General features: G+C 68.8%; 10 protein-coding genes. 4 read left to right on the plus strand and 6 right to left on the minus strand.

Going from position 1 to position 12,584, the window contains the following annotated elements; genetic code table 11:
* Positions 1 to 17: 17 nt before the first annotated feature.
* The 5 genes from WT16_RS09160 to WT16_RS09180 all read right to left on the minus strand — a co-directional run bounded on the left by WT16_RS09160 (position 18) and on the right by WT16_RS09180 (position 5,943).
* Complete coding sequence (locus WT16_RS09160) at positions 18 to 1,109, minus strand: alcohol dehydrogenase catalytic domain-containing protein (RefSeq protein ID WP_063533188.1); 1,092 nt, start codon at positions 1,107 to 1,109, stop codon at positions 18 to 20.
* A 160-nt stretch (positions 1,110 to 1,269) separates the two neighbouring features.
* Positions 1,270 to 2,289: an ABC transporter permease gene (locus tag WT16_RS09165; protein WP_063533189.1), complete on the minus strand. Its 1,020-nt coding sequence runs from the start codon at positions 2,287 to 2,289 to the stop codon at positions 1,270 to 1,272.
* Positions 2,282 to 3,844: a sugar ABC transporter ATP-binding protein gene (locus tag WT16_RS09170; RefSeq protein WP_231892075.1), complete on the minus strand. Its 1,563-nt coding sequence runs from the start codon at positions 3,842 to 3,844 to the stop codon at positions 2,282 to 2,284. Before WT16_RS09170 ends, WT16_RS09165 begins: the two co-directional genes overlap by 8 nt.
* Before the next feature lie 59 nt (positions 3,845 to 3,903).
* A complete protein-coding gene (locus WT16_RS09175) occupies positions 3,904 to 4,851 on the minus strand; it encodes a substrate-binding domain-containing protein (RefSeq protein ID WP_015602202.1) in 948 nt (315 codons plus the stop codon).
* A 102-nt stretch (positions 4,852 to 4,953) separates the two neighbouring features.
* Positions 4,954 to 5,943: an AraC family transcriptional regulator gene (locus WT16_RS09180; protein ID WP_063533191.1), complete on the minus strand. Its 990-nt coding sequence runs from the start codon at positions 5,941 to 5,943 to the stop codon at positions 4,954 to 4,956.
* Positions 5,944 to 6,444: 501 nt separating this feature from the next.
* On the opposite strand from WT16_RS09180, the gene capA reads away from it, so the two are divergent.
* The 4 genes from capA (at position 6,445) to WT16_RS09195 (ending at position 10,933) form a co-directional block, all read left to right on the plus strand.
* The gene (gene capA, locus WT16_RS33600; protein ID WP_009905508.1) at positions 6,445 to 6,588 is read left to right on the plus strand and encodes a capistruin family lasso peptide; all 144 of its coding nucleotides are present in this window, start codon (positions 6,445 to 6,447) and stop codon (positions 6,586 to 6,588) included.
* Positions 6,589 to 6,662: 74 nt separating this feature from the next.
* Positions 6,663 to 7,379, plus strand: coding sequence for a lasso peptide biosynthesis B2 protein (locus tag WT16_RS09185; RefSeq protein ID WP_063533192.1), 717 nt, complete (start codon positions 6,663 to 6,665; stop codon positions 7,377 to 7,379).
* Positions 7,315 to 9,048 (plus strand): lasso peptide isopeptide bond-forming cyclase, encoded by a 1,734-nt coding sequence (locus WT16_RS09190; protein ID WP_156521424.1) that lies wholly within the window; start codon positions 7,315 to 7,317, stop codon positions 9,046 to 9,048. The genes WT16_RS09185 and WT16_RS09190 overlap by 65 nt, the downstream gene beginning before the upstream one ends.
* Before the next feature lie 118 nt (positions 9,049 to 9,166).
* On the plus strand, positions 9,167 to 10,933 hold the full coding sequence (locus WT16_RS09195) for an ABC transporter ATP-binding protein (RefSeq protein ID WP_063533193.1): 1,767 nt from the start codon (positions 9,167 to 9,169) through the stop codon (positions 10,931 to 10,933).
* Positions 10,934 to 11,043: 110 nt separating this feature from the next.
* Here the strand turns inward: WT16_RS09195 and WT16_RS09200 are convergent, their stop codons facing one another.
* Positions 11,044 to 12,582, minus strand: a complete 1,539-nt coding sequence (locus tag WT16_RS09200; protein ID WP_063533823.1) for an efflux transporter outer membrane subunit — start codon at positions 12,580 to 12,582, stop codon at positions 11,044 to 11,046.
* Between the last annotated feature and the right edge of the window lie 2 nt (positions 12,583 to 12,584).

The raw sequence follows: 12,584 nt of genomic DNA on the forward strand, positions 1-12,584 counted from the left end.
CGGTGAGCGGCGCGCGGTCAGCCGCGCGGCTTCATCAGCACCTTGATCGAGTCGAGCGAGTTCGCGACCTGGATCGCCTCGTCCCACTCCTCGAGCGAGAAGCCGTGCGTGACGATGCCTTTCGACGTGACGAGCCCGCGCGCGAGCAGATCGATCGCGACTGGATAGCAATACGGGCCGAGATGCGCGCCGCGCACGTCGAGCTCCTTGCGGTCGCCGATGATCGACCAGTCGAGCGTCGTGTCCTTGCCGAACACCGAGAACTCGACGAAGCGGCCGAGCTTGCGGATCAGGTCCATCCCCTGCGTGACGCCCGCCGGCGCGCCGGTCGTCTCGATGTAGACGTCGCAGCCGTAGCCCCCCGTCAGCGCCCGGACGATCGCGGGCGCGTCCTCGCGCGTCGGGTCGATCGTCACGTCGGCGCCGTACTCGCGCGCGAGCGCGAGCCGTTCCTCGACGAGATCGATCACGACGAGCCGCTTCGGCGTCTTCAGCTTCGCGACCTGCGTCATCATCAGGCCGAGCGGCCCCGCGCCCGCGATCACGACGACGTCGTCGAGCTGGATGTCGCCGCGATTGACCGTGTGGATCGCGCACGCGAGCGGCTCGATGATCGCCGCGTCCTCGAGCGAGATGCCGAGCGGAATCCGGTGGACGATCGCGGTGGGCGGAATGCGCATGTACTCGGCCATCCCGCCGTCGGCGACCTCGCGCTGAAAGCCGAAGATGTTGTGCACCTCGCACATCCAGTACTGGCCCGACCTGCAGTAGCGGCACTTGCCGCACGGCACGATCTGCTCGGCGATCACGCGATCGCCGAGCGCGACGCCGAAGTGCTCGGCCGCGCCCTCGCCCAGCTCCTCGACATGGCCGAAGAACTCGTGGCCGGGAATCACGGGCGCCTTGACCCACGGGCTCGGCCCCCCCCAGAACATCTTCGCGCCGGAATGGCACTTGCAGTCGCTCGCGCAGATCCCGCACGCGCCGATGCGGATCACGAGCTCGCGCGCGTTCGCGCGCGGCTTCGCGACGCGCTCGACGCGGTAGTCCTCGGGGGCGTGGCAGACGACTGCCGTCATCTGCTGCGTTTCGTCGTTTCGATTCGTCATGGTTTCGGTTTGCCTGGCTGGGTTCGAAGAAGTGGAATGCCGGCCGTGCGGCCGCTCGCCGCGACGCCGTGCGCGGCGTGCGCGATAGGCACGATGTGCCCGAAGTGCCCGACGCACGCGACACACGCCGCGCATATCGGCGTCGCATGCGCCGCGCAGCTCACTTGCGCCGCTCGCGGCCGATGTAGATCGCGAGCAGGATGATTGCCCCCTTGATCACGTTCTGCACGTAGGGATTCACGCCGATCATGTTCAGGCCGTTGTTCAGCACGCCGAGCAGCAGCGCGCCGACGAGCGTGCCGACGATCGAGCCGCGGCCGCCCGCGATCGACGTGCCGCCCATCACGACGGCGGCGATCGCGTCGAGCTCGAAGCCGACGCCCGCGTTCGGCTGCCCGCTCATCAGGCGGCCCGTCAGCACGATCGCGGCGAGCGCCGACGTGAGCCCCGCGAACGTGTAGACGGCGAGCTTCACGCGCGAGACGCGCACGCCCGAGAGCCGCGTCGCGTGCTCGTTGCCGCCGATCGCGTACACGTAGCGGCCGAACGGCATGCGCTCGAGCATCAGCCAGGCGAGCGCGTAGACCGCGAGCATCGTCAGCACGGGCATCTGCACGCCGAGCACCTTGCCGCTGCCGAAGAAGCGGATCCAGTCGGGCAGCCCGTCGATCGGATAGCCGCCCGTATAGATGAGCGCGAGGCCGCGCGCGATGCCCATCGTCGCGAGCGTGACGATGATGGGCGGCATCCCGGCGAACGCGACGAACAGGCCGTTCGCCGCGCCGAGCGCGACCCCGACGCCGACGCCCGCGGCAAGCGCCGCCGCGCCGTTCGCGCCCGCGACGAGAAGCCCCGCCGTCAGCGTGCCGGACAGCGCCATCACCGAGCCGACCGACAGGTCGATGCCGCCCGTCAGGATCACGCAGGTCATCCCGACGCCGATGATCGCGTTGATCGATACCTGCCGCAGCACGTTCTCGAGGTTCGCCGCGCTCAGGAAGCTGTCGCTCGCGAACATCATCGCAACGCACACGGCGACGAGCCCGACGAGCGGATAGAACGTCGTCGTGCGCCTGAGCGCGGCGAACGCGTGCCGCGCGCGCGCGCCGACGGGCAACGGCGCGCCAGCGGCGGCGGGCGCGGGAGAGGAAGACGACGGCGTCGCCGTCCGGTCATGCATGTTCATGATTCGCTCCGCGTACGTCTGAAGTCGCATAAGTCATCACCGTGTTCGGCTCGATCGCGTCGCCGTCGAGCACCGCCTCAATGCGCCCCTGCCGGAACACCGCGACGCGGTCGCACATGCCGACGATCTCCGGCAGCTCGCTCGAGATCAGCACGATCGAATAGCCGCGCGCGGTCAGCTCGCGCATCAATTGGTAGATCTCCGCCTTCGCGCCGATGTCGATGCCGCGCGTCGGCTCGTCGAAGATCAGGATCCGCGTGTGGTGATTGAGCCAGCGCGCGATGACGACCTTCTGCTGGTTGCCGCCCGACAGCGTGTCGACGCGCGTCTGCGGCGTCGGCGCCTTCACGCCGAGCCGCCGCATCAGCTCGAGCGTCGTGTGCGTCTCGGCCGCCGCGTCGACGAGCCAGCGCAGGCTGCGGTGCTTGCCGAGATTGTTGATCGCGACGTTGTGCCGGATCGAGAACCCGGTGATGAGCCCTTCCGTCTTGCGGCTCTCCGGCAGGAGGCCGATGCCCGCGGCGAGCGCGTCGGCGGGGTCGGCGAAGCGCACCGCGCGGCCGCGCACGCGCATGCGCCGCACGCGCGCGGGCTTCGCGCCGATCAGCGCGAGCGCGCTCGACGTGCGCCCGGAGCCGACGAGGCCCGCGAAGCCGAGAATCTCGCCTTCGCGCAGCGTGAAGCGGTTCACGGGCCCGTTCTCGCGCACCTGCAGCGCGTCCACTTCGAGCACGGGCGCGGCATCGGGCGCGAGACGCGGCTTCGGCGGAAAGCTGTTCTCGATGCGCCGGCCCACCATCATCTCGACGAGCGCGCCGACGTCGGTGCGCGCGACGTCGGTCGCGCCGACGTACTGCCCGTCGCGCAGCACGGTGATCCGGTCGCACACCTCGAAGATCTCGTCGAGATGGTGCGAGATGAAGATCATCGCGACGCCCTGGCGCTTCAACTCGCGCATCACGCCGAACAGGTGCGCGGCCTCGGCGGGCGTGAGCGTCGCGGTCGGCTCGTCGAGGATCAGGACCCGCGCGTCGAGCGACAGCGCCTTGCCGATCTCGACGAACTGCTGCTGCGCGACCGACAGCTCGCGCACCGGCGCCGCCAGATCGATCGCCACGCGAAGCCGCGCGAAGATGTCCGCCGCGGCGCGGCGCATCCGCGCGCGCTCGCGCAGCCCGAGCCGGCCGCGCCACTCGCGGCCGAGGAACAGGTTGTCGACCGCGTTCAGGTCCGGAATCAGGCTGAACTCCTGAAACACGATGCCGACGCCCGCCGCGATCGCTTCGTGATAGTTCGCGAAGCGCCGCGGCTCGCCGTCGATCGTGATCGTGCCTTCGTCGGGCTGATGGATGCCGCAGAGAATCTTCATCAGCGTCGACTTGCCCGCGCCGTTCTCGCCGAGCAGCGCGTGAATCTCGCCGCGCGCGACGCGCAGATCGATCCCTTGCAGCGCGACGACGCCCGGAAACCGCTTCGTGATGCCGGTGAGCGCCAGTATCGTGTCCATTGCTTCCTCGCTCGCGCGCGCCGCGCCCGCCACCGCCTCCATCGCGGCCCGGCGCGCGTCGCCCGCCTCGTTCATGCCGTCGGCCTCGTGGCCGCGCCGGCTCACCAACTGAAGGTCTTCGCGTTGTTCTTGTCGATCAGCTTCACGTCGACCGGAATCGCCTTCGGCACATTGGCGCCCCACTTCTTCGCGAGCCCGATGCCGATCGCGAGGCGAATCTGGTCGCGCGGGAACTGCGCGGACGTTTCGATGAACTTCGAGTTCGGCTTCTGCATCGCGGCGATCGCCTCCGGCGCGCCGTCGACGCTCGTGAGCCGGATGTCCTTGCCCGACGCCTCGATCGCGGACAGCGCGCCCATCGAGCCGCCGTCGTTGACGCTGAAGACGCCCTTGAGCAACGGATGCGCCTGGATCATGTTCTCTGTGACGGTGAGCGCGCTCGCGCGCTCCTGCTTGCCGTTCTGCACGTCGACGATCTTCACGTTCGGGAATTTCGCGAGCGCCGCGCGGCAGCCGCGCACGCGCTCGAGAATCGGCACGACGGCAATGCCGTCGAGGATCGCGACTTCGCCGCTGCCGCCGATCGCCTTCGCGAGGTAGTCGCACGACATCGCGCCCGCGTCGAAATTCTTCGAGCCGACGAACGCATCGACCGGGCCGTTCGCGTTCGCGTCCACCGCGACGACGACCGCGCCCGCCTTCTTCGCCGACACCACGGCCGACTGGATGCCCGTCGAATCGGTCGGATTCACGAGCAGGATGTCGATCTTCTTCTGCAGCATGTCCTCGACGTCGCTCACCTGCTTGCTGACGTCGTGATGCGCGTCGGTGACGATCACCTGCGCGCCGATCGACGCGGCCGCTTCGTTGAGCGCCTTTTGCATCGTCACGAAGTACGGGTTGTTCAGCTCCTGGAACGTCATGCCGATCTTCAGCGGCGCCGCATGCGCGATGCCTGCGGCGCCGAGCGCGATCGAAAGCGCCGCGGCGCGCAGCGCGCGGGCGGCCCGGTTGCCGGAAGCCGGCGTCGACAAAGCGGTGTCCATCATGGTTGTCTCCGTTTTCTAGGTATGAGCGCGCCCCGCGCGCCGCGAGAGCGGCGCGCGGGGCGACGCGTTTTGGGCTGGGTTGCTCGGGAACGCGGGCCGGCTTCAGCCGGACAGCAGGATTTCGGGGGGCGGCCGAACCTTGCCGCGCGCCTGCGCGGCGGGCACGATCGCCGGCGCGCCGGCGATGCCCGCGCCGCGCTTCGCGGCCGCCTCCGACGCATCGCGGCTCGCGTCGTTCAGCGCCTGATAGCGGCGAAAGCGCGACGGCGACATGCCCTTCACCGCGAGGAACTGGCGATTGAAGTTCGACAGATTGTTGAAGCCGCTCCTGAAGCAGATGTCGGTGATGCTCGCGTCGCCGTCCATCAGCAACTGGCACGCGAGATTGATCCGCATCCGGTTCACGTACTGGACGAACGGCAAGCCGGTGTGCCGGCGGAAGTAATGCGAGAACGCGCTCACGCTCTGCCCGGCGAGCCGCGCGAGATCGGTCTCGCGCAATTCGTTCGCGAGGTTCTTGCCGATGTACGCAAGCACGTGGTTGATGCGGGTCGACGCGAAGGTCGACGCATCGGCTTCATACGCGGGGCTCGCGAGCAGCTCGCGGTCGGTCGCGTCGACGAGGATCTGCAGCATCGACAGGAACAGCACGATGCGGCGCAGCCCGCGTGCGTGGATCAGCTCGGCGAAGAGCGGCCGGATCGCCTCGCTCGTGCGCGCGCCGAACTGCACGCCGCGGCGCGCGTCGGCGAGAAGCCCCTCGATGTGCCGCCATTCGGTGAAGCTGTCCGCGCAGCGCGACACGAACGCCTGGTCGAACTGCACGACGAGATTGCGCTCGGCGATCGTCTTGCCTTCCGGCACGTCGCTCACCCAGTTGTGCGGCAGGTTCGGTCCCATCAACACGAGGTTGCCGGGGCCGAAGCCGCCGACGTAATCGCCGACGAACATCTGGCCCGTCGTCTCGACGATCAGATGCACTTCGAACTCCGGATGGAAGTGCCACCGCACGGTGCGGTACGGGTAGCCATGCGACCACGCCTTGAACGACTCGCCACGGCGCACGTCGACGACTTCGAGATCGGGCTGCACACGCTCCTCCTGTTCTCCAGACCACGGCGCGCGCGCCGCTCCTTCGATGCGGCGGGGCGCTCGACAACGCGCTCCGCCGTTCGTTTTGTGTAGTGCGAACGATAGTCGCCGGCCATCCGGCCGGCCACTAAAAATCAGACACCGGGCTGGTATTTTTTTGAATCCGGACGAATGCGGAGGCCGGATGCGTCAAATTTGGTGCGAAGCAGCAGGTCCTGCGCGCATCCGGCGGCGCGATCCGCGGAACCCGATGCGGGCAATGCGGGATTTATTCCGCTTCCAAATTCATGATTCAAGCCGACAAATCACGATTTCACTTTTTCGATAAAGATAAATCGTTCATTCAAGATAAATTCCGTAATGCCGGGATATAAAATTACCCACGGCGAGAAAAGAATATTCCGATTGAATTTCTTTCCGGACGATGCTATAAACCTAACGCCGGCTACCTTACTATCATGAAAGGCGGTTGGCTCACTCGATATTTTTTAGGAGATTAAAATGGTTCGACTTTTGGCGAAGCTGCTTCGTTCGACGATCCACGGCTCCAACGGCGTCAGCCTGGACGCGGTTTCCTCGACGCACGGCACCCCGGGTTTCCAAACCCCGGATGCCCGCGTGATTTCGCGTTTCGGGTTCAATTAAGTCGCGCCTCGTGCCCGACTGAGTAGCGCTTCATGAAGCTGGTGGGGCATTTTGCCCCACCAGAATAAATAGTCATGACACCAGCCAACCATTGCCATATTGCAGTATTCGATCAGGCGATCGTCGCGCTCGATATGCAACGGTCGCGTTATTTTCTTTATGACGAGGCATGCGCGAAGGCTTTTGCCGACCATTATCTGGATTTCAAGCCGATCGATGCGCCGCATGCATTGAAGCCGTTGATATCCGACCGGATCGTCGCCGCCGAATCGCCGGCGTCCGCCCCGGGCCGCATTGCCGATTACCGCGGGTGGGCGTTCGACACGTTCGATTCGGGCGTCTGGGGAAGCCGCACGCTCGGCGAGCGAAGCGCGTCCGGCTTCGAGTGGCTGCCGTTCTGGCGCATCGTGCGAAGCGCGGTGTCGCTCAAGATCCGCGGCTTTCACGCGCTCTCGTTGCTCGATCGGCTCGATGCACGCGCCGGGCAAGGCGCGCGTGCCGGCGACGCCCCGTCTCGCACGATCGAGCGCTATCTGCGCGCGTCGATCTGGTCGCCCATTCGCATCACGTGCCTGCAAATGTCGTTCGCGCTCGCCACACACCTGAGACGGGAGAACGTGCCCGCTCAACTGGTGATCGGCGTGAGGCCGATGCCGTTCGTCGCCCATGCATGGGTCGAGGTCGACGGGCGCGTGTGCGGCGACGAACCGGAGCTGAAAAAGAGCTATGGCGAAATCTATCGGACGCCTCGACATGACGAACGCGCCGCCCCGTTCGGGCTGGCGGCTTGAACGGCGCGCTTGGACGAACGCGCACGGGTATCGCGAATGGCTGTCCTGCGCGGCCGGCCCCGACCGGCCGATCGGCGTGACGCTGCTCGAAGCCGACGGCCCCGGCCGCGCGTACCTGCGCGACGCGCACTCGAGCCTCGTGCGCTCGCTCGCGCGCGCGCGCACGTTGCCGGACGCGCGCGACGCCGTCACACGCTCCGTCTGGGGCGCGTACCTTCTCGTGCTCGACGAGGCGGCGACCGGCCGCCGCCTGTTCATGCCCGATCCGCTGCATTCGGTCCGGCTCTATTACCGGACGGGCGAGCACGGGCGCGTCGACGTCGATCCGCAGGCGGCGAACCTGCTCGATCGCGGGCCGATCGACTGGAACCTCGATTACCTGATCGAATTCGCGTGCACGCAGTTCGGTCCGCTCGACGAAACGCCGTTCGCGTCGATCCGCGTCGTGCCGCCCGGATGCGCGCTTGTCGTCGACGCCGACGGACGATGCGCGATCGAGCGCGCGTGGCTGCCGCGCGCGCCGGCCGCGGACGACATCCGCGCATCGTGCGCGGCGGCGCTCGACGACGTCTATTCGAGCATCGCGCGCAGCCACCCGAGCGTGTGCGCCGCGCTGTCGGGCGGCGTCGATTCGTCCGCAGGCGCGATCTTCCTGCGCAAGGCACTCGGCGCGAACGCGCCGCTCGCCGCCGTCCATCTGTTCTCCACGTCGTCGCCCGACTGCTACGAGCGGGACATGGCGACGCGCGTCGCCGATTCGATCGGCGCGGCGCTCATCTGCATCGACATCGATCGCCATTTGCCGTTCTCCGAGCGGATCGTGCAGACTCCGCCCGCCGCGCTGAGCCAGGACATGCTGTTTCTCGGCATCGACCGGGCGGTGTCGAACGCGATCGGTCCGTCGTCGGTGCTGCTCGAGGGCCAGGGCGGCGATCTGCTGTTCAAGGCGGTGCCCGACGCGAACGCGGTGCTCGACGCGCTTCGCGCCAAGGGATGGTCGTTCGCGCTGCGCACGGCGGAAAAGCTCGCGGTGCTTCACAACGATTCGATTCCGCGCATCCTGCTGATGGCGGCGAAGATCGCGCTGAGAAGGCGGCTGTTCGGACAGGACACGTCGGCGTCGGAGCGGGCGCTGTCCGGGCTGTTCGCGTCGCACGCGCCGCGCGCGGCGGCCGAGATCCCGCGCCGGCGCGCGCCGCTCGACGAGTCGATCTCGGTGCTCGACCGGTTCGTGTCGATCATGACGCCCGTCACCGACGCCGCGTACACGCGCCGGCTCAATCCGTATCTCGCGCAACCGGTCGTCGAGGCGACGTTCGGCCTGCGCAGCTACGACAGCTTCGATCACCGCAACGACCGGATCGTGCTGCGCGAGATCGCGTCGGCGCACACCCCCGTCGACGTGCTGTGGCGCAGGACCAAGGGATCGTTCGGCATCGGCTTCGTGAAGGGCATCGTGTCGCACTACGACGCATTCCGCGAGCTGATCCGCGACGGCGTGCTGATGCGAAGCGGCAAGCTCGACGAAGCCGAGCTCGAGCGCGCGCTCAAGGCGGTGCGCGTCGGACAGAACGCGGCCGCGATCAGTCTCGCGCTCGTCGGATGCGTGGAGATTTTTTGCGCGTCCTGGCAGAATTTCGTGACGAACCGGCGCGCCGCGGTATGCTGACGAACCGTCTCGCCGCCCTCCCGACGGCGCGCGTGCGGCCGCATCCGGTCCCACCGCGCGCCGGAACCGGGCCCTCCCCATTCGAAACGCCGGCTTGCCGGCCCGATCGCGAATCGACATGAAGCTTGCTGCGCTACGCTCGTTGGCGGACGTCGTCCGCCTGATGGTCGACAAGGAAACGAAGGCGAGAAAGCTGATCGTCGCCGGCGTGCTGATCGAGGCGCTGACATCGGCCTTCATGCTGCTCGGCCCGGTTGCGCTGAAGCTCGCGGTCGACGAGATGTCGCGCGCGCAGTTCGACGCGGCGAAGGCTTCCGTCGATGTCGTGCTGTTCGCCGTGCTCTGGTCCGCGTCCGCGGTCTCGTCGGTCGCGCTGCTCGCGTACACCGGCAAGATCGTCCACGCCACGTCGAATACGCTGCTGCGCCGCGCGCTGCATGCGCAACTGCCGGCGCTCGCGAGCCGCGCGTCGTGCGACAGCGGCTACGTGCAGGGCCTTCTCGAGCGCCTGCCGTACAGCCTGCAGGTGATCATCGAAGGCGTGCTGTGGAAGATCGCGCCCGTGGCGATCCAGCTCGTCGTCGCGATCGTGCTGATCGCGCTGCTCGTGCCGCTCCGGTACGCGGCGATCCTGTTTGCCGTGCTGGCCGCCTACTTCGTGTTTTCTCACTTGTCGGCCGAGCAGTACGAGAACAGCGCGGCGGCGACGAACGAGGCGGCGGGCGCGCTGTCGGCCGCGCTCGGCGACGTGCTGGCGAATGCGCCGCGCGTCGTCTACAACGGCGCGGTGCCGCAGGAAATCGACTACGTCGCGACGCGCGCCGTCGCGCGCCTCGATGTCGACTGGCGCCGGTCGTGGCTGCTCACGCGCGCGGCCGCCTGTCAGTACGGCATCATCGCGCTCGGCATGGCGGCGATGTTCGTGCTGTGCGTGCGCGACATCGCCGCCCACCGGATCACGCTCGGCGATTTCATGCTGCTGCAGACGTACGTGCTGCAGTTCGCGCTGCCGCTCGGCGCGTACGGATTCGTGCTTCGCCAGGCGGGCGCAGCGCTCGCGAACGTGCGCGAAGCGCTCGCGATCGCGCCGCGCGCGGGCGGCGACGGCGGCGACGGCGCGCGCGCGCTTGCGCACCCGGGCGGCTCGGCCGCGCACATCGCGGTGCGCCGGCTCGCGTTTGCCCGGGCGGGGCGCTTCTCGATCGAGCCGATGTCGTTCGATCTGCCGGCGGGCAGCTACACGGCGATCGTCGGGCACAACGGCTCGGGCAAGTCCACGCTCGCGAAGATCGTCGCCGGGCTGCTGCCGCCCGACGACGGCGCCGTCGCGTATGACGGCGTCGACCTGTACAGCGTCGGCGACGACGCGCGCCGCCGCTTCGCGCTGTACGTCCCGCAGGACGTCGCGCTCCTGAACCGCTCGCTGCGGGAAAACGTCCGCTACCACCCGTCGACGCTCACCGACGTCGACGCGACCCGGCTGCTCGAGCGCCTCGCGTTCCACAAGGACGGCCGGCGCGTCGATCTCGACGGCGACGTCGGCGAAGGCGGCGCGCGCCTGTCGGGCGGCCAGGTGCAGAAGGTCGAGCTCGTCCGGCTGATGGGCGTCGACGTTCCCGCGATCGTCCTCGACGAAACGACGTCGGGGCTCGACCCGCACAGCGACACGCTCGGCATCGCGATGCTGCGCGAGCGCCTCGGCAAGCGGACGACGCTCGTGCTGATCACCCACCGGATCGCGAACGTCGAGGCGGCCGACCAGGTGCTGTTCCTGTCCGGAGGCCGGCTCGTCGCGGCGGGCCCGCACCGGCGCCTCATCGATACGTGCGACGAATACCGGACGTTCTGGCGCCGCCAGCCCGAGCACGCCGACGCGAAGGCATGACGCGCGGCCGTCCGCGCGATCCGGCGGCGCCGGCTGACCGCTTCGTCATTTCATGCGAACCAGGACGACCGGCAGGCGATCGCCGTCGATGAACACGCGCGTCGACGCGTTCACGCACACGCGTCTTCGCCGCCGCACGCGGCGCGCGACCAGCCGCCGCCGAGCGCGCGATACAGCGCGATCGCATTCGTGAGCCGCAACTGCTTCAGGCGAATCAGCTCCTGCCCGGACTCGAACGTGCTGCGCTGCGCGTCGAGCAGTTCGAGATAGCTCGCGACGCCGCTGCCGTAGCGCCGCTCCGCGAGCCGCAGCCGCTCGGCGTCCGCGCCGTAGACCGCCTGCTGCGCGGCGAGCTGCGCGTCGATCTGATCGCGCGCGACGAGCGCGTCGGCGACTTCGCGGAACGCCGTCTGAATCGTCTTCTCGTATTCGGCGACCGCGATATGCTTGCGCGCGTCGGCAAGCTCGAGATTCGCGCGATTGCGCCCGCCCGCGAAAATCGGCAGCGTGAGCCGCGGCGCGAACGTCCACACGCTCGAGCCGGCCGAGAAGAGCCCCGAGAATGCGTCGCTGACCGCGCCGACGTCGGTCGTGAGCGCGATGCGCGGGAAGAATGCCGCGCGCGCGGCGCCGATGTTCGCGTTCGCCGCGACGAGCCGCTGCTCGGCCTGCCGGATGTCCGGCCGCTGCTCCAGCAGATCCGACGACAGCCCCGGCGACACCCGCGCGACCGCGAGCTCGTCGAGCGCGGGCGCATCGGCGGGCAGCGCCGCCGAGAAGTCGCCCGCGAGCAGCTTCAGCGCGCTCGCGGCCTGCGTGTGCTCGCGCTCGAGCGCCGCCTTCGACGCGCGCGCGGCCGCGACGAGCATCTCGGCCGTGCGCAGCTCGATCGCCGTGCTCGTGCCGGCCGCGTAACGGCGCTGCGTGAGCGCGTAAGTCGCGTCGCGCGCGGCGAGCGTGCGTTCCGCGAGCTTCACTTGATCGACGAGCGCGCGCTCGGTCACATACGCGGACGCGACTTCGGCAATCAGGCTGAGGCGCGCCGCGCGCTGCGCTTCGGCGGTCGCGAAGTATTCGGCGAGCGCCGCGTCCGACAGGCTCTTCACGCGGCCGAACAGGTCGATCTCGAACGCGCTCAAGCCGACGCTCGCGCGATAGAGCGAGCTCGTCGCGCTCTCGCGCAGCACCGGGTCGTAAAGCCGCGTGCGCTCGTAGCCGAGACTGCCGTCGATCGACGGCAGCCGGTCCGCGCGCGCGACGCCGTAAAGGCCGCGCGCTTCCTGGATGCGCAGCGTCGCGATCCGCAGGTCGCGATTGTTCATGAGCGCCGCGTCGATCAGCGCGCGCAGCGCCGGATCGGTGAAGTACGCACGCCAGTCGTCGAGGCGCACGTCGTGCGCCTCGGACGCCTCGCGCACCTGGTGCGCGCCGCCGGACGCGTTCGCGGCATCGCGCGAGCCGCCGTCCACCGCCGCCGGGCGCACGGCGCTCGCTCCGTGCGGCGCGCTCGCCGCCAACGGATAGCTCACCGGCACGGGCGCGGCCGGCCGCTCGTAGCGCGGCGCGAGCGTGCAGCCCGCGACGAGCGCCGCCGCGAGCGCGACCGGCCATGCGCGCGGCCCGCGCCGCCGGGCCAGGGGTTTCATCATCG

Origin of the sequence: Burkholderia sp. MSMB1589WGS (assembly GCF_001636105.1) — a bacterium.
Taxonomy (GTDB): domain Bacteria; phylum Pseudomonadota; class Gammaproteobacteria; order Burkholderiales; family Burkholderiaceae; genus Burkholderia; species Burkholderia humptydooensis.